At 69.4% G+C, this 19272-nt stretch carries 12 protein-coding genes; 3 read left to right on the top strand and 9 right to left on the bottom strand.

Annotation, left to right across the window (positions count from 1 at the left end; translation table 11 throughout):
• Nucleotides 1-638 precede the first annotated feature (638 nt).
• Nucleotides 639-821, top strand: coding sequence for a hypothetical protein (locus ACFQVD_RS07125; RefSeq protein WP_343977006.1), 183 nt, complete (start codon nucleotides 639-641; stop codon nucleotides 819-821).
• A 61-nt stretch (nucleotides 822-882) separates the two neighbouring features.
• On the opposite strand, the gene ACFQVD_RS07120 is transcribed toward ACFQVD_RS07125, so the two are convergent.
• Nucleotides 883-7371, bottom strand: coding sequence for an alpha/beta fold hydrolase (locus tag ACFQVD_RS07120; RefSeq protein ID WP_386274281.1), 6489 nt, complete (start codon nucleotides 7369-7371; stop codon nucleotides 883-885).
• Between the two features lie 540 nt (nucleotides 7372-7911).
• Here ACFQVD_RS07120 and ACFQVD_RS07115 point away from each other — a divergent pair.
• Together ACFQVD_RS07115 and ACFQVD_RS07110 are read left to right on the top strand one after the other, a co-directional pair.
• Nucleotides 7912-8184 carry a hypothetical protein gene (locus ACFQVD_RS07115; RefSeq protein WP_343977012.1) on the top strand — a complete coding sequence of 91 codons (273 nt, stop codon included), beginning with the start codon at nucleotides 7912-7914 and terminating at the stop codon, nucleotides 8182-8184.
• A gap of 13 nt (nucleotides 8185-8197) precedes the next feature.
• The gene (locus ACFQVD_RS07110) at nucleotides 8198-8419 is read left to right on the top strand and encodes a hypothetical protein (RefSeq protein WP_343977015.1); all 222 of its coding nucleotides are present in this window, start codon (nucleotides 8198-8200) and stop codon (nucleotides 8417-8419) included.
• 19 nt (nucleotides 8420-8438) lie between these two features.
• On the opposite strand, the gene ACFQVD_RS07105 is transcribed toward ACFQVD_RS07110, so the two are convergent.
• The 8 genes from ACFQVD_RS07105 to ACFQVD_RS07070 all read right to left on the bottom strand — a co-directional run bounded on the left by ACFQVD_RS07105 (nucleotide 8439) and on the right by ACFQVD_RS07070 (nucleotide 19218).
• Nucleotides 8439-9710 (bottom strand): sensor histidine kinase, encoded by a 1272-nt coding sequence (locus ACFQVD_RS07105; protein ID WP_343977018.1) that lies wholly within the window; start codon nucleotides 9708-9710, stop codon nucleotides 8439-8441.
• Nucleotides 9707-10396, bottom strand: a complete 690-nt coding sequence (locus tag ACFQVD_RS07100; RefSeq protein ID WP_343977021.1) for a response regulator transcription factor — start codon at nucleotides 10394-10396, stop codon at nucleotides 9707-9709. Before ACFQVD_RS07100 ends, ACFQVD_RS07105 begins: the two co-directional genes overlap by 4 nt.
• A 148-nt stretch (nucleotides 10397-10544) precedes the next feature.
• Nucleotides 10545-11873, bottom strand: coding sequence for a cation:proton antiporter (locus tag ACFQVD_RS07095; protein ID WP_343977024.1), 1329 nt, complete (start codon nucleotides 11871-11873; stop codon nucleotides 10545-10547).
• A 28-nt stretch (nucleotides 11874-11901) separates the two neighbouring features.
• On the bottom strand, nucleotides 11902-13356 hold the full coding sequence (locus ACFQVD_RS07090) for a cytochrome P450 (protein WP_343977027.1): 1455 nt from the start codon (nucleotides 13354-13356) through the stop codon (nucleotides 11902-11904).
• Nucleotides 13347-14474 carry an alpha-hydroxy acid oxidase gene (locus ACFQVD_RS07085; protein WP_343977030.1) on the bottom strand — a complete coding sequence of 376 codons (1128 nt, stop codon included), beginning with the start codon at nucleotides 14472-14474 and terminating at the stop codon, nucleotides 13347-13349. The genes ACFQVD_RS07090 and ACFQVD_RS07085 overlap by 10 nt, the downstream gene beginning before the upstream one ends.
• Nucleotides 14471-16039: an NAD(P)-binding domain-containing protein gene (locus ACFQVD_RS07080; protein ID WP_343977033.1), complete on the bottom strand. Its 1569-nt coding sequence runs from the start codon at nucleotides 16037-16039 to the stop codon at nucleotides 14471-14473. Before ACFQVD_RS07080 ends, ACFQVD_RS07085 begins: the two co-directional genes overlap by 4 nt.
• A 71-nt stretch (nucleotides 16040-16110) precedes the next feature.
• Complete coding sequence (locus ACFQVD_RS07075) at nucleotides 16111-17679, bottom strand: class I adenylate-forming enzyme family protein (RefSeq protein WP_343977036.1); 1569 nt, start codon at nucleotides 17677-17679, stop codon at nucleotides 16111-16113.
• A 318-nt stretch (nucleotides 17680-17997) separates the two neighbouring features.
• Complete coding sequence (locus ACFQVD_RS07070; RefSeq protein ID WP_343977039.1) at nucleotides 17998-19218, bottom strand: MFS transporter; 1221 nt, start codon at nucleotides 19216-19218, stop codon at nucleotides 17998-18000.
• Nucleotides 19219-19272 lie beyond the last annotated feature (54 nt).

The following is a 19272-nucleotide window of genomic DNA, read 5'->3' as shown; positions in this document are numbered from 1 at the left end:
CCGCGATCTGGGCCGCGACCTGGCCGTGTTTGTTGATCCCTCCGGCGTAGCGAAACGAGTCGAGGCCCATATTGGTGCTACCGAGATCGGTAAGCGTGGGCGCGGCTGCCGCTGCAACGCCTGCCTGTCGCTCCGGCTGTGCCGCCGCCATCGTCGGTGTCGGCGCGAACAGGGAGCCGACCACCACGGCGAGCAGGGAAAATGCTACCCGCCGCACAAAGGCGCGGCTGCGTAACAAGTTCAATGAAGATCTTCTCCTGAATGGGGTCCATGCATCCGCACGGGATGGAAATGTCTGGTGATGCCGGAGTCGGGGTCTCCTGAGTGCGGGCCCATGGATCTGCGGGCCGGGCATGCGCGCCATCTCCGGGTCGGGTGTGGGTGCCGTCATCTCCTGCGAAGTGACTCGCTCCTGCCCGTGTGCGGTGCCAGCGCGCATGTCATGCATTAACACGACGTAGGCACCCTCCGTCAGGTGTTAACCCCCGAACGTGAGATCGATCACGAGATGATGATCGGTCGCGCTTGTAGGTCGCTTGGCCTGCGATTGCAGCGAACTTGTCGAAGGCCGGTCGTGCGGTGTGTGCCAACGCGAGGCAGACGCCGACGCGAGTGCGTTCCCGCGCGGGACCGCCCGCATGTTCGCCCTGCCCGGCGGCTACGCGGTGGCCAAGGACCCTCTCATGACGGCACCCACGCCCATCGCCGCCGCAGGCGCCGATTCACCACACGTACGACAGATCCCGCCCGTTCGGGGAACGGGCGGGATCTGCGCCCCGTTTCCGTGCCTGCTCAAGCGGCTGCCGGTGACCGGCGGGTGAGCCGGGTGTCCGCGGGCCGCGACCAGGGTGACTGCGGCCCGCGGACGTGTGATGGGTCAGGTCAGCCGCTGACGCGGATGACGCCGGTCACCGGTACCGGTGAGGCACTGGTGTCGTAGATCAGTTCTCCGTTCTTCTTTGTCCAGACCCGGACCGCCAGCCGGTCGGTGCCGTCGGCCGCCTGGCCGGAATCGATCGTGGTGATCTCGTAGTTGACCTCGATGGTCTTGTTGACCTTCCCGGTGCCACGCAGGATCGCGGTGCCGCCGGCGGCGGCCAGCACCGCGGGGGAGGTATCACGCAGGTCGAACCCGGGGGCGGTGTAACGCAGTTCCCCGGTGGGGGTGGTGTCCTTGCCGTGGTAGCCGGCGGTGACGTCCAGGGTCGCCTTGCCCCGCGGGGCGCACTTGGTGTTCAGCGTGCACGCCCCGGCGGGGGTGGTGCTCTGTCCGGCGCCGACCAGTGTGTCGGCCGGGTCGTAGACCAGTACGTAGGCCTGCTTGCCACCGCCGCCGGTGGTGGCGGTGGTGGTGGCGTGGTGGTTGTCGGTGACGGTCACCGCGATCGGGTACAGCCCGGCCTCGGTGAAGGTGTGCCACCCGGTGACGGTGCCCTTGCCGCGGTGTCCGGTCACCGCTCCGGGCACCGGCTTGCCGCCGATGCTCCAGGTGGCGGTGTGAGTGTCGGTGCTGCCCGCATCGGTGAAGGTGGCGCTGAGCGCCACCGCCTTGCCCACCGGCACGACCTTGGCCACCGCCGGCGCGGTCAGGGTCACCTCGGGGGCGGCGTTGGTGACATGGACGGTGAGCCGGGCGGTGCCCGTGGCGCCCTTGTCGTCGGTGATCGCGAGCACGACGGTGTGGTCACCGGCCGAGGCATACACGTGCTGGAGCTTCAACTGCCCCGCGGTCAGGGACAGCGGTTGTGGGCCGGCCCCGTCCCCGTAGTCGGCGGTGTAGGTCCAGGAGGTGGAGTCGGGGTCGGTGAAGGAACCGATGCCGACCCAGCCGGTTCCGGTCTCGATGGTGTCGAAATGCGTCTCCAGTGTCACGACCGGGGCCTGGTTGGGGGTGTCGGCGGATACCACGGTGGCGGTGAAGGTGGCGGTGGCCTCCAGACCACCGTCGTCCTTGACCGTCACGGTGACCGGATACGTCCCCGCAGTGGCCCACTGGTGCTCCAGCGTGATCTGCCTGGCCGTGTCAGGGGTGACCGGCCGAGGGCCGGCCCCGTCGCCGTAGTCCACGCTCGCGGTCCAGGAGGTGGAATCGGGGTCGGTGAAGGTCACGACGCGCCGCAGCCTCTCCCCGACGCTCAGCTCGACGTCGCCTCCGGCGTCCAGCACCGGAGCGGTGTTCGCCGCCGCCTCCTCGATGACATACGGCACGGCGGCCGTCCCGAGGGCGCCGCCGCTGTCGTAGACCATCACCAGCGCGGTGCCGGTGCGCGGGGCGGTGAACGTGCGGGTCACTTCGAGGGTGCCGCCACCGGGCCGCTGGGTCACCTCGGCCTCCACCGGGGGCCCGTCTCCCCAGGCCACTTTCGCGGTGTGGGTGTCACCGGCGTCGCCGTCGGTGAAGGGGATCTTCAGGGTGAACGGCTTGCCCACCGTGCCCCGCACCGGCGCGGCCGGCACCTGCACGACCGGTGTGCCGCCGGCTTTGGCGCCCTGACCCGTCAACGGCACGGTGAACGCCGGCTCGGCGCCGTCGGCGGTGGTGAACGTCAGCGCACCGCCGGCCGGGCCTTCCACGGTGGGAGCGAATCTGACCTGGACCGTGCACACCTTCCCCACGGCGAGTTCGACGGGGCAGTCGTTGGCCTGGGTGAACGTCCCACTGACCGCGATCACTCTCAACGGGATCGGCGCGTTGAGCCGGTTGGTCAACGTCACCGTACTCGCGTAGCTGACCTGACCGACCTGCACCGGCTCCGGCCAGACGATCCCGGTGGTACTCAACAGCGGACGAACCGTCGCGGTGGCCGAGGCGGTGTTGTTGGCCGGTTTGGGATCGGTCACCGCCACGCTGTAGCCGTGCGCCGAGGCCTTCAGCTCGGTGCCGCCGGCGGTGCCGGCCGGCACGGTCGCACTCACCTCCACCGTGGCGCTCCAGCCCGGCTCCAACACCTTGACCGTGTTGCGGAACCCGCCCTTGATCGGCGCGCACTGGCCCCGCCAGGTGTCACAGGTCGCCCCGGTGACGCTCTGAGGGATGAACACGTCCAGCCGCACATCGGTGGCCGCGTCGTCGCCCTTGTTGGTCACCGTGGCCGTCCAGGTCACCGTCGAACCCGGCCCCGGCTCACTCGCCGACACCTCTGTGGTGACCGCCAGATCAGCCCGCGCCGTGGTCGGGCTCAGCAGCAGCGCCCGGTCCTGCTGGATGAAGCCGTCGCGGTCCGGCGCGCGGTCACGCAGGAAACCCTTCACCAGGATCTGGCCCGAGATGTTGACGTCCAGCACGTGCCCTATACCCACGCACGGCTGGGTCGTCTTCGCGAAGTCCTCCGGGCACCACGGCCGAGACAGCGCATCGGCCAGTGGGTGTTTGGTGCCGTCCACCCACATCACCGGCGGCTTATACACGTTGAGATATGATCCCGGCTCGGAACCGACGATCAGCTCGTTGTCGTTGACCGCGGTCGCCTCACCCGCCCCCAGATCGGTCGGCTTGCCGTCCTTCCACACATAGGCGCGCTTGGTCGTTGTGTTCTCGTAGCGGCCGCACCGCAGAGTGCCGACCACCAGGCCGGTGTTGTTGAGGTCGGAGGTTTGGCCGGCCGTTCGGGCGCAGCCCTCGACCGTGCCCGCCAGTTTGGTGAGCACCCCATCGGCGTAGACCGCCGGACCCGTGTCCCGGGGAAGACCGTTGCCGTCCCGGCCGCCCAGCTCGTAGCCGCCCGTGACCGCGCCGTGATTGTTGATCCGCGAGTACCGGAACTGGTTCCACTCGTTGTGGTAGCCGCTCCAACCCGGGTCGTAGTCGGCGGGCATCGCAACCGCGGCCCCCCGATCCCACATCACGTACCTGGGCCCAGCCATCTCCCCGAGCACCTGACCGTTGTCGTTCACCGCAAAAGCGTTGCCCCACAGGTTCGCCGAGCTGTTGCCCGCGTGCAGATCGGTGACCGAACCGTCGTTGCGCCAGATGACGGCGTGCTGGGAGTTGCCGCCGTTCACCGACGCCACAGCAGAGCCGGCCACCTCCCCGGCCTCGTTGATGCCGTATGCGCCGGTCTCGCACTTGGTCTCGCCGTCGGTGCAGGCCAGGCCGCCCAGCTCGGTGATGGTCCCGTCCTGCCAGCGCACCGCGTGCGCCTTGCCGTCCTGGCCGGTCACCGTGGCCGCGACCTGACCGCGATCGTTCAGCGTGTGCACCACGGTTTTCGAGGCGTCCCCGCCGGGCAGCGCGCCGATCTCGGTCACCGTGTAGGTGCCGAACCGCGCCTCCACCGTGTGCGCCTCGTTCATGGTCAGCGTCAGCGGACCCGGGCCTCGCTCCTTGCCGTCGACCGTCCAGCCGATCGGGACACGCCCGGCCTCCGGCGTCGCGATCACCTTCACCGTGCTGCCGGCCCGGTAGACCTCCCGCGCCGGCGATGCCGCCACCGAACCCCCCGGCCCGGCCGACAACGTCAACGCGAACTCACGGGTGTCGATTTGCTCGACCGTGATGTCGGCACCCGTGACCCGCATGCCCTGAGCGGTATCGGCCGTGACCGTGACGATGTAGAAGCCATCGGCCAGCGCCTCGCTGGTGGCGCCGTACACACCGTCACCGGCCTCGCCGGCGCCATCGTCGTTCAGGGTCAGCTCGCGCGCAACGCCGTCGTCACCGGTCACGGTGGCCCGCACCTGCGCCCCGGTAACCGGCCGACCGGCATCGGTCACCGTGGCCGACACCGTCACCCTGCCATCCGCCGACGACTGCTCGGACTTGGCCGTCACGGTCAGCGGGTTGCCCGCGACCCACGCGCTCGCAAGAGCCTCGACCGGCCCGGACCCGGCGTTGGTGATCTCCAGCTTCCACACCCCCGTCTGCGGGTTGTCCACACGCAGTCCCTGGAACGGCTCCTTGGCTGCGTCACTGCCCGGGGCGTAGGAAGCGGCCACAGCACCCGACGGGTCACGCAGCAGCATCCCCACCGTCGACGGCAGCGCCGTCACGGCGCCGAACGCCGCACCCTGCGGCACCTCCACCGGCACGGTCACCGTCGCGCCCGCACCCACCGTCGCCGAAGGAAACGCGAACACCGAATCAGTCACAGCCTCAGCCTCGGCCGCGGTCTCGGCGCTCACACCGGACTTACCCGGCCCACTCGCTTCACCGGCCGGCTGCTTTTCCGGCGCCGATTCAGGCGCGACCGGTGAGGGCCCCTCGTACTCGGGGCTGGTGGAAGAGTCAGCCGAAAGTCGCGGCGCGATGTAGTTGCGGTAATCCGAAGTCTTCTCGGTCATCGCGGTGTGTTCGCTTTTGGTGAGCACAATGTCCCGCAAGTTCCAGCCACTATCGGTTTTCCAGCGGGCACTAAGGGTTTCAACGACTCCGTCACTGCTGTCTTCGAAGTAGTGAACCGGAGCCGGGGAGAGGGAGCACACCAGTTTTCGGCCCACACCGACCAGGTTGGAGATCCGCACACCCCTGAAGTTGCCATGTGAATAGCCGTCCTTTTCTAACATGCGGTTCAACCCCCCCACGAAGGCGCTGGTGTTCTCACGCAACGCCGGCGCCCACCAATTAAGGGCCGTTGAGGCCCTGGCCGCCAAGTCCGCGCATTTAGATCCCGTGTTGGGAGTGCCCATCTGCAGAACGCGATGCACCACGGGCTTGCGGTCCAGCCCGATCGGCATAAAGTGAGACATATAGTATTTGACTATGTTTCCGCCCATGGAATGGGCGACCACCACGACCTTGTCGAAGCCCTTTTCTTCACGCAGGCCCTGAACAAAATGGTGCAGCGCGGAGGAGTTCTCCAGCATGGGTTTGGTTGGCTTTGTCCGGTCATCCGGATCGCCAGTGTTCATGGTGTTGACCCGGTATACCTCCTGCAGCGGGTTTTCGCCCTTCGCGATCGCTTCGAACGCGTCCCATCGATCCGCTGTGCTTCTGAAGCCGTGAACCAGAACCAGAGGCATCGGCTTGACCGTGACCGGCCGCTTCAATTCTTTGTCCACAGTGGCGATATATGTGTTGCCGCTGAAGAGCCGGGCGCTCAAGGAGCGATTCGAGCGCGGCCTGTGATCAAGCCAGGAGTAGCCCTTGGTATCCCAGATAAATGACCGCTCGACCGTCTCGCCGGGTTGGATGGTCAGATTGAACGTCCCACCCGGCAGGGGTTTACCGGTCCCTTCCTCGATCACCTGTAGCGTCCTACGCTGAGGCAGGTCACCGGGGTTGCTGGCCTGGAGGTTGACGCGGATCCTGTTGCCCTCGTATACCCCTCCCTCCGGCACCGGGACCCATGCCGTGGAAGGGGGAAGCTGCGTCAACAAGTCGATCGAGCGGATCTCGGGTTCGGCGAAACCCAGGTCGAGCAGGAAGGCGTGATCGTTCTCGTCGGCGGGGTAGCGGCCGATAACGGCGATCTGGCCGTGGTCGTTGATGCCGGTGGCACGGCTGAGGTTCACGTCCCAGCCCTCCGCCCGCACCAGGGTGCTCAGGTTGATTGCCTCACCCGGCAAATACATAGCGGCTTGTGGCGCGTCATTAGCGTCATACATCACTCCCACGCCGATGCCGGAGTTGTTGATCGCAGCCACCTTGCCGTACACCCTCTCCCCGGAAGGGGTGGTGCCCTGTTCCTGGGGTGTGCCACTCCTATCCCAGATGATGGGGATATCATTGGTGTTCCCCGGGTTGTCCACGTAGCCGGCGACCTGGCCATGGTCATTGACGTCGGTGGCCTGGGTTTTGGCAGTGCCGAACGTCAGACGGTCTCGGCTCATGACGAGGGGCTCGCCGGGCTTGGTCCGGAAGGCGGAAAAACCGATGAGCGGACCAGGGTCTATGTCGGCGAAACCGACGACCGTACCGTCATTGGCCAGCGCGGTAGGCTCCAAGTACTGACCCTTGAACGCTTGGAGCTTCAATACAGAACCGTCGGGATCGTGTACCCCGCCAGGGCCCGCGATTTGACCGCTGTCGTTGATAGCCGTTGCCGGAAAGTTTAGGCGAGTCGCTTTGCCATCTTTGACGAGGAAGCTGCTCGTGTCGTCAGTACCGACAAGCACGGCGCCGTGGTTGTTGATGTCCCTGGGATCGCTCACGTGGAAGTCGCCGCCGAGGCTCGCGTGAAGATCCGTGACGGATTCACGAGCAAACAGCACAGCTTTGGGATTTTTCCCGCTGGGGGAAGCAGGGTTCGGGAGCGTCCCAATGACCTGCCCCCTGTTGTTCAACTTGCGAAGTAGGCCCGAGGAGCTCTGAAGGTCGACCAGGTGGATGAGCTCGACTTCGGGCTCCGCGGCCGCTGGTTTCGCGTCCGGAGACGGTGCCGAGCCGGACGCGGCCAGCGCGGGCAAGGGCATGGCGAGGGAGCCGGCCACCACGGTGGCCAAGCCGGTCACCACGGCGATCAGAGGAGGTGCGATCAGCGGAGCGCAGGCACGACTGAATAACCAGTGCAAGGGAGTGACTCCATGACTATGGCCGTGCCCTCCGGGCACGGCCAGGGAATTTCCGCCGCCGATCGTGCCCGGTCGCACTTGTAGGTCACTCGGCCCGCCCTTGCAGCGAGCATGTAGCAGACCCCGCAGCGCCGCCGTGGTCAATCGAGAGTGCTCGGAGCGCAAGCGGAGCAACCAGGAAACCGCGGATACCAGATTCAGGGCCGGATGGCGCAGCATCGGCCTGCCCAGCCGGCTCGTGACCCTGCCGCGCAGGCATCGCGAGGAACGGGAAGCGGACCGGGCGAACGCCCGGCAGCTTTGGGAAGACGGGGGATGGGTGTTCGCGACCGCGACGGGCGAGCCGCTCAATCCGAACACCGACTACCACCAATGGAAAGTTCTACTCGCGGCGGCAGGGCTCGGAGACGCCCGGCTGCACGACGCCCGGCATGAGGAAGGAGACACGGGTCGGCGCCTTGTATGGCCAGCGGTGTCCTGCCCGCCGCAGACAAATACATCTGTTCTTTCCAGCGCTGGTTACTCGGCCACCTGGCCGGCATTACCAACCCTGAGCACGTCAAGACGATCCGCCTGTTTGCGACCTGGCGGGTCCTTCCCGCCCTTCGGGACCGCGCCGAATGGAGCAACATAACGCCGAGCATTCGCCGCAACGCGGCCGATCAGATCAAGTACGCGACGACATTCCTCACCTGGCTCGACCGGTGCGGTCAACGTAGACGATCGCGTCCATGATGGTGCGCAGGTCGTGTTCGGGTGGGCGGCCGCGACACGGGCACACGGTGGCTTTCCAGCTCCGGCGTCCGTACAGCCACCGGCCGGCGACGGCGCACCGCCCGCGTCGATCGTCGTCGCGACGCTCTACCACCGTGACCGGCCGTTCGACGACGCGTTCGCGGACTTCTTCGACCGCTCCGTTCGGCCGGTGATGACCGAGGCCGGCGAGCACCCGGCGGTGGTTGCTCTGTGACGGCGGCCACCCGGGCTCCTCACATCGCCTCCGCGCGACGTGCCCCGGCCCTCAGCCCCACCCTCTTGTCAGCTGGTATGAGGTCCGCGGGGAGCCGGACGGTGAACACCGCCCCGGCTCCCGGGCGACCGTCCGCGGTGACGGTCCCGCCGTGGCCGTCCACCACCTCGCGGACGAGGGCGAGACCGAGACCCAGCCCCCCGCTGCGGGACCCGCCGACGAACCGGGTGAAGAAACGTTCGGCGTCGCGCGGGTCGAGGCCCACGCCGTCGTCGCGGACGTCGAGCCGGACCGTCTCCGGGCCGCTGTAGAGGACCACCCAGATGTGGCCGCCCACACGGGTGTGGGTGAGCGCGTTGTCGAGGAGCGCGGAGATCACCCTGCGCAGCGCGGACTCCGCCCCGCGCACGACATGGCCGTCCGGCCCTTGACGCCATACCTCGATCGTCACGCCGTGCGCCGCGGCACGGGGCGCCTCGGCCAGGACGAGCTCCTCGGCCAGCGCGGCGAGGTCGACCGGGCCGAACGGCCGGCGAAGCTGCCCGGCCTGGGCCGACAGCAGCAGATCCTCGACCACGTCGCCCAGTTGCCGGGTGCCGTTCACCAGCTGGTCGACCTCGGCCGCGGCGCGAAGCGGGTCGGTCTCCCGCCGTAACCGCCGGGCGACGATCTGGGCGCGGATGTGCAGGCGGGTCAGCGGGGTGCGCAGCTCGTGGCTGACGTCCGCGGCGAACCGGCGCCGGCGGGCCAGGGCCTCACCCAGCGGCGCGATCGCCCCTCGGGCGACGACCTGGCCGATCATCAGCGCGGCCAGCAGGCCGGTGATCTCCGCGACGGCGAGCGTGCGCAACAGCCGGTGCCGTTCCGCGGCCTGGTAGCGAAGGTTCATCGCCGCCTGGACCGCCACGTCACCACGCCGCTGGGTGCGTACGAGATAGGACTGCCCGGCGATCTCGACCTGGGTGACCTGGGGTTCGCGTCCGGCCGCGACCTGGCGCAGCGCGGCACGCACCGGCAGCACCGCCGGTGCCCCAGGAGAGCTCAGTACGGTGCCGCCCCGCAGTTCGAACAGCCAGACGCAGGGCGGGGGCCGCGACAGGAGCACGCGCTGGGCCGCGACGGCCAGATCACGCCGCGCGGAGACATCCTGGTCACTCACGATGACGCAGTACACCAGCCCTCCGACGAGCACGAGCATCACGGAGATCGCACCCGCCACCTGCGCGGTGATCCGGCGGCGAGCACGGGCCAGCAGGTATCGCTCCGGCTCGTGGGGCGGACGCCTCCTCACAGCCCGCCCAGGCGGTATCCCACACCTCGCACGGTGCGTACGACGTCCGCCCCCAGCTTGTTGCGCAGGTAGTAGACATAGGTGTCCACGATCGACTCCGTCTGGGCGCCGTCGAAGACACGCTGGCGCAGCGAGGCGCGCGTGTGCACCTGTCGCGGACGGGTCGCCAACGCGCGCAGCAGCCGGCACTCCTGCCTCGACAGCGTCACCTGTTCGCCGGTCGGCAGTCCCACGATGTGGGACTCGGGATCCAGCCAGCCCGCGCCGAGCGGCAGCAGCCCGGCGTGGTCGAGGTTCCTGCGGTGCAGCGCCCGCACTCTCGCCAGCAACTCCTCGATCTCGAATGGTTTGACCAGATAGTCCTCGGCGCCCGCGTCGAGCCCGGTGACCCGGTCGGCGACCGTGCCGAAGGCGCTCAGCACGAGCACCGGCACGGTGACGGCCCGCCGGCGCAGCCGGGTCAGCAACTCGATGCCGTCGACCGCCGGGAGGCCCCGGTCGACGATCATCACATCGTACGAGCGGCTCAGGCCCAGGTGCAGGCCGCGCTGTCCCTCCAAGGCCAGGTCGACCGTGTATCCCTGCTCGGTGAACAATCCGACCAGCATGTACCCGAGCTCGCGGTCGTCCTCGACGAGGAGCAGCCGACGAGCGGGCGGGCTGGATATCGCCGATGTCGCAGCCACCAAGCAACCGTGACATTCCTCCCAGCGAATTTCCAGCGTTTCCACAATAATTGAAAATTACATAGTTATGCCCAAAAGTAGTCGGGCGATCACAAGACGATATTCATCCTGCATTCACGGCGTGCGACGTATCCACGGTGTTCGGGCGTCACGAGGAAAGAGATCTCTCGAGCCGTTCCTCCGAGGAGCGCGCGGGCCCGGATCCGTGCGCGCGCTCGTGGCGCTCCGGCAGCGCCAGTTTGTACGGCGGCAGGGCCCCCGCGGTGGTGATGACGGCCACCAGCACGAGGATGGCGAAGAGCTCCTGCGTGATCATGCCCTGCGCCAGGCCGATGTTGATGAAGATGAGGATCATCAACCCTCGCGCGTTCATGAGCGCCCCCACCGCGCAGGACTCGCGCCAGCCGAATCCCAGGGCCCTCATCGACAACGAGCAGCCGAGGTACTTCCCGCAGAAACCCGCGGCGAGGATCGCGGCGAACGCCAGCAGCATGGGGCCGCCGGTGATGCCGTCGAGATGGGTGTTCAGCCCGGAGAAGGCGAAGAAGATCGGTAGCAGCAGCGTCGAGACGACGTCCATCATGCGCTCGTGCAGCGCCCGGCGGAACGCCGGGTCGCGGGGCATCGCCAGCCCGGCGACAAAACCGCCGAAGACCGCGTAGACCCCGATCCAGTCGGTGAGCCAGCCCGCGGTGAGCGGGACGAGGACGACGACGTACATGGCGCCGGGGCCGATCCGCCCGGTCCGCGCGACGCTCTCGCCCAGGGGCCGCAGCAGCGGCGCGACCACCTTCAGCATGACCACCGCGAACAGCGCCGCCAGGACGATGGTGCGCACCGCGTCGCCGGGACCCGCGTTGAGGCGGATCGCCGACAGCACGGCGAGGAGGCACCAGGCGAGGGCGTCGTCGATGGAGGCCGCCACCAGGGTCAGCCTTCCGAGGGGGGAGTTCTCCAGCCCACGCTCGTACAGGATCCTGGCCAGCATGGGGAACGCGGTCAGCGACAGCGCTCCCCCGAGGAACAGGGCGAACTCCCACCGGCTGACGTCGGGACGCGAGAGCATGTCCCACAGGAGCAGGCCGACGCAGAAGCCGAGGGTGAGGGCGGGGACGATGCCGGCGACCGCCAGGGTCGCCGCCCGGCGGCCCTGGCCGGGCGCCTCCGCGCCGTGCCCCAGTCCCGCCCCCACCAGGAACATGTACAGCGTCAGCCCGATGGTGCTCAACACGTACAGGACCGGCCTGACGTCGGCGGGAAACACGGCTGCCTGGGCCTCGGGGAACAACGCGCCGAACAGCGTCGGGCCGAGCAGGACGCCGGCGACCATCTCGCCGAGGACGCGCGGTTGCATCATCATGAGCGCCAGCCGGCCGCATACCGCCGCGGCCAGCAGGACGACGACCAGGGCGGGCAGGACCTTGAGGATCAGTTCGAGGTTCGGGTCACCGGCGGTGACCTGTGCCAGTACCGGCATGCTGTCTCTCCGCTCGTGGTTCGGGTGATCATCTGCTCTCCGTGGCGGCCAGGCGGTCGGCTTCCGTGAAGTGGCGCTCACACAGCCGCTGGCGGCGCGCGTCCCAGACCATGTAGGTGCCGAGGACGAGTTGCACGAGGCTGCGCCAGACGTCCTCCCAGCGGTCGCGGAACCGCATGAACACCAGCGTCGCCCGATGGGCCGCCCTCCTGGGGGCGCCCCGCGGCACGAGCAGGCACGGTCCCCGGTTGGGCATCGACCGGGTGTGGGAGGCGGAGGTGTCGAGGGTGTAGGCGCGCACGACCTCCCGCGCCGCGACCCGCATGGTGATCGGCGCCAGCCGCCAGGCGGGGCAGGGACGGTTGGCGGCGACGCCGAACGGGATGTGGTTGAGCTCCCGGACCGCGGGCCGGTCCTGGCGGGTACGGCCTGAGTCCTCCGGCTTCGGCGGGACCTGGTGTGAACGGTCCAGATGCGAGTAGTTCGCGTGCGAGCGGTCCGCGGCGAACCGGCCGGGATCGAACCGGCCGGGATCGGAGAAACCCTCGCGGTGGAAGGCTGGGTAGTCGAAGCACAGCACCGAGCCGGCCGGGATCGTCGTGCGCTCGTCGAGGGAGATGTCGCCGGTGGTGACCCGGTGGGCGATGCCGAAGAGCGGGTAGAGCCGCAGCGTCTCGGAGATGACGCGGTCGAGGTGGCGGTCGTCGCCCGTGAGCACCCCTGCCTGGGCGTCCGGGTGCTGGGCGAGGACCATCAGCAGGTGGGCCATGGCCTCCGACATCTGGACGACCGCGGTGTTGAAGAAGGTCCCCTGCAGATAGAGGACCTGCTCCCTGGCCGACAACCCCGCGGGGAGCCGGTCTCGCACCCGGGGCAGCAGGCCGGCGAGATACCGGGTCAGCCGGTCGCGCCGGTCCATGTGCCGCAGCCCGCAGCACTTGAGCGCGGTGACGACGTCGTCCGCGTTGCCCACGATCAGGTCACGCGCCGCCGGCGGGCACGGCTCACCGAAGACGAGCTCGTAGTAGAACTCCGCCCAGACCGGCATCATCAGGTCGCGCAGCCGGACCAGGCCACCCGCGTCCCGCAGCGTCCGGGCGACGCAGCGGCGGGTGAGCTCCTCGGCCTCCACCCGCGGCACGGACAGGAAGCCTCGGGTGGCACGGGCGACCGCGTCGTACCGCTCCCCCGCCTCAAGGTGTTCCTGGTGTATCTCCGCGCCGGGCGACAGCCAGTACCAGAACAGGTCCGACAGCGCGGCCCCCCTGCTCCGGCCGTCGGCCGCCGGGTGGGAGTAGATCTCCCTGAACCTCTCGACGCCGACCAGGTCTCCGGGAACGGTGATCCCCTCCTCCCCGTTGATGCGGGCGAAGACCCGCGTCCGCAACGCCACGATCCTGGCCGGGAGCCATCGGGGCAGGCTCAGCACGGCGGCGACGGCGACCGCGACCGCCACCCCCCTGACCGGCGCGGTCACCGACATGACCGTCGCACCATGCCCGGATCGAGGTCGTGGACCGACGCGCAGCCGCACAGGGTGAGCGCCTGCTCGACCTCCGAGCGAAGCAGGTCGAGCACGCGGGTCACGCCGCGCTCGCCGTCCGCGGCCAGACCCCAGATCACCGGGCGGCCGACCGCGACCGCGCCGGCGCCCAGCGCCATCGCCTTCAGCACGTCGGTACCGCGCCGGACGCCTCCGTCCATCAGCACGGGGACGGCCCCGCCGACAGCGGCCACGATCTCCGGCAGCAGGTCGACGGCGGCCGGGACCGTGTCGAGCTGGCGGCCGCCGTGGTTGGACACCAGCAGCCCCGAGACACCGTGGCCGAGCGCGAGACGCGCGTCGGCGGGATGCGCGACACCCTTGAGGATGATCGGGAGCGTCGTCATCTCCCTGAGCAGGTCGATGTGCTCCCAGGAGATCTCCGGCGACATGACGATCGGCCGTACCCGCCCGCCGTCGCGCAGGTTCTCGCAGGCCATCCCCTCGGGCAGGTCCCAGAAGCCGTGGCGCCGCTCCCGGTCCCGCAGGCCACGGGCCGGTGAGTCCACCGTGACGACCAGCGCCCGGCACCCGGCCGCCTCGGCGCGCCGCACGAGCGTCTCGGTGAAGGCCATGTCCGGCTGGACGTAGAGCTGGAACCACAGGGTGGCCTCGGGCGCCGCCGCGGCCACCTCCCCGACGGCGACGGTGGAGGCCATGCTCACGATCATGACCGTCCCTGCGGCGGCCGCCGCCCGCGCGGTGGCCCGCTCGCCCTCGGGGTCGGCGAGCCGGTGGAACGCGGTCGGCGCCACCAGCACGGGCATCGCCGCCCGGCCGCCGGGCAGGGTGACGTCGGTCCGGGGTCTCCCGGCTCCGCGCAGCACCCGCGGCACCAAGGAGAGCCTCCCGAACGCGGCCTCGTTGGCCCGTACGGTGACCTCGTCCCCGGCCCCGCCCGCGAAGTAGTCGTAGTGCTCCGGGGCGAGGCGCGCGCGGGCCGCGGCCTCGAACTCACGCGGGGTCCACGGGACTGCCGGGGCCGGGATCACCCGTGTGCCCGTGTCCGTCACGTGCGGGGACTCGCCCGCCATCCGCGTCGTTCCCACGCCTGTCACGCCGGTACCGAGGCGGTCTGGCGGGCGAAGAACGCCCGGAGCGGTTCGAGGTGAATCTCCCGGGAGGTCCAGTCGTTCTCCAGGTTCTCGGTGACGTGGTGTACGGCCGACGGCGCGCCGGCCCGGTGGTGCCGCACCACCGGGTGCAGATAGTGGCCCTCGGCGGCGCGCTCGGCGTCGTTCTGCCGGATCCGGCCCACCTCGACGTCGAACGGATCGACCTTGTCGTGCTCGGGCCCGTACTCCAATGTGATCGTGAAGTGGCCGCCGTCGCCGATCGGCGGTCCCTCCAGGTCGACCGGCAGCTCCTCCAGATAACGCGCCCCGCCGTGACCGTCGAGGACGACGACGTCGCCCAGCAGCCCGAACTGCTGCCACAGCGCCGAACTGCGGTTGACCCGCTCGAGCACCGCCGCCGCGAGCGCCTCCGGATCGGCCGGAAGCTCGCGGCCGGGCCACCCGGCATCGTGGTACCTGCTCTCCAGGATGCGGTGCAGTGCCCGGGTGCCGTACCGGAAGCCGTGGATGAACCCGCTGGTGCCGCGTTTGAAGTCGCGGGACTGCGTCAGGGTCCCCGCGAAGTAGAGGTCGGGCACGTTGACCGACTCGTAGGCGGGGGTGAGCGCGGGGAACCTGTCGTTGATCACCAGGTCCGGACGGCACTCGTCGGAGAAGATCGAGGCGTCGATCCGGAAGCCGGTGCAGACCACGACCCTGTCGTAGGGGATGTCCTTGGTGACCTCGTCGGCGCGGACGAAGCTCACCGTCACCAGGTACGAGCCGTCGGCCTGGCGCTCGATCCGCTTGACGTCGCCGTCCAGCAGCGCGTTCTGGGACTTGAGCTGGTAGGTGTCGAGGAAGTTGTTGTTGACCGCGCGCAGGTTCCCGACGAAGTGGGTACGCCACGCCATCCGGACGGACTTCGGCCCGGCGACGTGGATCACCGCGGCCGTCTCGACCAGGCTGTCGGCCGTCTCGAACGCCGAGTTGCCCTTGCCGATGACGAGCACCCGCTGGTTCACGTATTCGGACGGGTCGGTGGAGACGGTGCCGTAGGGTTCGGCCGTCTCGATGCCCGGTATCGGCGGCACGTTGGGCCGGCTGACCCCGGTCGCCACGACCAGCCGCCTGGCCTCGTGGGTCCGGCCGCGCTCGTCACTCACCAGGAAGTGGCCGCCGCCGGAGGCACGGGCGACCTGGCAGACCCGGGCGTCGTAGGCGACGCTCAGGTCGCAGGCCGCGGCGAAGTCGGCGAGATAGCGGACCATGTCGTCGGCGTCGGGAAAGTAGCGGTCGCTGTAGCGGGTGAACAGCAGGCCGGGATCGTCCGACAGCAGCGAGTTCCAGTCCATCCGGAGGTTGAGCTCCGGGTCGTCCGACCCGGTGTACCTCTTGTTGATCGAGATGAGCCGGCGGTGGCGCGGGAAGGTCCGGAAGAACGTGCCCGGCGCGGGGCCCGCCTCCAGGATCAGGTAGCTCCGCCCCGCCTTGCCGAGAAGGTATCCCAGCTGCAGCCCCGCGGGGCCGGCACCGATCACCACGTAGTCCAGGGCATTGTCCGGCACGTACAACCTCCGTCACAGCGATCCGGTCGAACGGACGCCATCAGTGTTGGCGGGCGATTCTCAGAGAACGATCAGAGAACCCGCCGGCCGGGCAGGTCCAGCAGCGCACGCTTGTCGGGCTTGCCGCTCGCGGCGATCGGGACGGAGGACACGATCGTGATCGTCCGGGGGACGCTGTTCTCGCCGAGTTCGGCGCGCACCAGCGCGGCCAGCGCGTCGCGATCCGGGACCCTGCCCTCGGCCGGCACGACGAACGCGTGGACGGCCTCTCCGGTCAGCTCGTCCGGGGCCCCGGCCACGTACGCCTCGCCGACGTCGGGATGGCCGCTCAGCACCCGCTCGATGGGCCCCGCGTACACCACCATCGCGTTGACCATGATCACGTCGCGGGTGCGGCCGACAAGGTGCAGGAAACCCTTCTCGTCCAGGTGTCCGAGGTCCCGGGTGCGCAGCCAACCGTCCCGCAGGGTGTCACGAGTCTCCTCCGGATCCCCCCAGTAACCCGACATCAGGTACGGGCTGCGCAAGTGGATCTCACCGGTGCCTCCCGCGGTCACCTCGCGGTTCCCCTCGTCGCGCACGCTGAGCTCGACGCCCGAGCACAGCCGGCCGACCGAGGACAGGGCATAGTCCGGGAACGCGGCGATGTCCCCGGAAGTGAGCACCGAGATCAAGCCCCCCTCGGTCTGCCCGTACCCCTGGTAGACCACGGGCCCGAGCCGGTCCACCGCCTCGGCCAGACGCCCCGGGCCGATCGGCGATCCGGAGACCATCAGCGCGCGCAGGCAGCCGACGTCGACCGGCTCGTCCCGAAGCAGGTCGAGCATCTGGCACAGCCGGGGCACGGTCACGATGGAGCCGGTGATCCGGTGACGTTCGATCGCGTACGGGAACAGGGGCCGCCCGTCGTCCTCGGGGATCACCGCGGTGCCGCCGCCCAGCAGGCAGAGTCCCAGGAAGTCCAGGACCACCATGCTGGCCAGGGTGCCGAACAGCAGGTAGCGCCCGAAGGCCGTGGCGAGCTCGTCGGTGACCGGGGACCACACGCGGGGCTGCCAAGACCAGTGCTCACCGAGCGCGCGATAGGTGATCGCGCAGCCTTTGGGGCGGCCGGTACTGCCGCTGGTGAAGCTCAGTGCGGCCACATCGTCCGGACGGGCGGCGCAGGCGAGCGGCCGCCCCTCGTCGGCGCCGGCGAGCAGGTCGATCGCCGCGAGGGGGGAGCGGCCGGGCACCTCGGGGCACGGCCCGAGCGACAGCAGCGTGACGGGTCCGGCGGCCCCGAGCAGTTCCGGCGTCACGGTGGACCGGTCGACGAGGAGCGCGTCGACTCCCATCCCGAGCACATGGGCGAGCTGGGCCGGCGGGTAGCCGGGCCGGACGCCCATCACCCGGCAGCCCAGCGCGTGGGCGGCCATGTGGGCGGCGAACGCCTCGGGGGTGACGTCCGTGCGGATGGCGACGGCCCTGCCGGGGCCCAGCCCGGCATCGAGCATCGCCCCCGCCAGTCGTCGGATGATCTCCAGTAGCTCACCTCGCGAGACGATCCTGTCCCCCTGCTCGAAGGCCGGGCCGCCGGGTGAGCTCCGCAGCGCTTCGAGAAGGGGGTGCGGGAACGGCGGCTCGGCGGGAACGTTCACGGTCGGCTCCTCTGGTCTCACGCGGGTCACCGCGGCGTCTCCGCGATTCCGAATCTCTTCTGGTGCCTGTTCCGGTCTCTTCCGAGGCGTTTCAGGGAGCCTCGCGGGTTCCTGCGGTGGCTTTTGGACTCGCCTGTAGCGGCCATGCCGCCGGATGACCGGCATGGCGCTCACCACGAAACTAGACAGCGCAGATCAGAGAATCATCAGAGATCCCGCCCGGCCGGCCGCCGGTCGTCGTGCTGCCGTCCGGCAGGCGCCGGGTGTGGGAGATCGGCCTGCCCCTGCTCGCCGGGGATCTCGTGGTAGACGCGGCGCTCACCCGGGCAGATCTGGGCGAGGAACCCTGTGGCGAGGCATGGCACCGACGATCGGGAGCACCAGAATGGCCAGCACGCCACCGATCCACAGCACACTCACCGTTGAGGCGGTGTCGACCGCCAGGCCGCCGACGAGGGCGCCCAGGGCGATGGACAGGTTGAACATCGACACGTACAGGGAGGACGCGGCCTCGGTGGCCGTCGGCGCGGCGTTCAGGATCCAGGTCTGGAAGGTGACCGGGACGGCGCCGTAGCCCAGACCCCAGACGATGAGTATCGCGGCCACCGAGAAGGTGTTGTGGTCGGTCACCGCGAGGGCGGCCATGGCCGCGGTGAGGAGTACGGAGATGCCGCACACGGTCTGCCGGAGACGCTTGGTGATCAGGGCGCCGGCGATGAAGTTGCCGCAGATGCCGGCGATGCCGAAGACCAGCAGCAGCACACTGATCATGCCGTCCGCCACACCGTCGTGCTGGAGGATGGGCCGGACGAAGGTGTAGGCGGTGAAGTGCCCGGTGATGACCAGGAAGGTCATGGCGATGCCGACGCGTACCGCGCTGTGCGTCCGGAACACCCGTGGCAGGGCCCCGAAGGTCATCGTGCGCTCCGGTGCCACCTTCGGCATCACGACGACCATGCAGACCAGCGAGATCAGACCGAGCACACCCACGACCGCGAACGCGGTTCGCCAGCCGCCGAGGTCGCCGACCAGAGTGCCCGCGGGCACACCCAGCACGGAGGCGGTCTCGACGCCGCCGAAGACGACGGCGGTGGCCCGCACGACGTGGTGCTTCGGGACCAGACGCAGGGCGATGGCGCCGGCCAGGGACCAGAAGCCGCCGACGCTGATGCCGATCAGAAAGCGGGCCAGCAGGACGACGGCGAAACTCGTGGCGAAGGCGGAGGCGAGGTTGGCCGCGCCCATCATCCCGATCAGCACGGCCAGCACCAGCCGGCGGTCGATCCTGGCGGTGGCCACGGTGACCAATGGTGCCGCGACGGCGGCGACCAGCCCAGGCACGGTGACCATGAGCGCGGTGGTGCCCTCGGAGACGTCCAGCGCGGTGCCGATCGGGGTGAGGAGTCCGACGGGCAGCAGTTCGGAGGTCATCAGGGCGAAGATTCCCAGCGTCACGGCGAGGATCGCGAGCCAGCCCCGGACCGGTGAGGGGCTCGTGTCCCGGGCCACGTCCGGTGGCGGGAAGTCGACGGATGTCATGCTGTCGGCCTTTCCTGGAAGTCGTGCGAAGGGCGGTGGCCGCGGGGACGCGGG

This window comes from Streptosporangium amethystogenes subsp. fukuiense (assembly GCF_042665875.1).
Taxonomy (GTDB): Bacteria; Actinomycetota; Actinomycetes; order Streptosporangiales; family Streptosporangiaceae; genus Streptosporangium; species Streptosporangium fukuiense.
The sequence above is the reverse complement of the archived record's forward strand: the minus strand, read 5'-3'. Positions and strand labels throughout refer to the sequence as shown.

Coding starts and splice junctions, on each gene's coding strand:
- ACFQVD_RS07125 (WP_343977006.1), top strand. CDS start 639: ATGTTCGCCCTGCCCGGCGGCTACGCGGTGGCCAAGGACCCTCTCATG.
- ACFQVD_RS07115 (WP_343977012.1), top strand. CDS start 7,912: ATGGCCAGCGGTGTCCTGCCCGCCGCAGACAAATACATCTGTTCTTTC.
- ACFQVD_RS07095 (WP_343977024.1), bottom strand. CDS start 11,873: ATGCCGGTACTGGCACAGGTCACCGCCGGTGACCCGAACCTCGAACTG.
- ACFQVD_RS07090 (WP_343977027.1), bottom strand. CDS start 13,356: ATGTCGGTGACCGCGCCGGTCAGGGGGGTGGCGGTCGCGGTCGCCGTC.
- ACFQVD_RS07070 (WP_343977039.1), bottom strand. CDS start 19,218: ATGACATCCGTCGACTTCCCGCCACCGGACGTGGCCCGGGACACGAGC.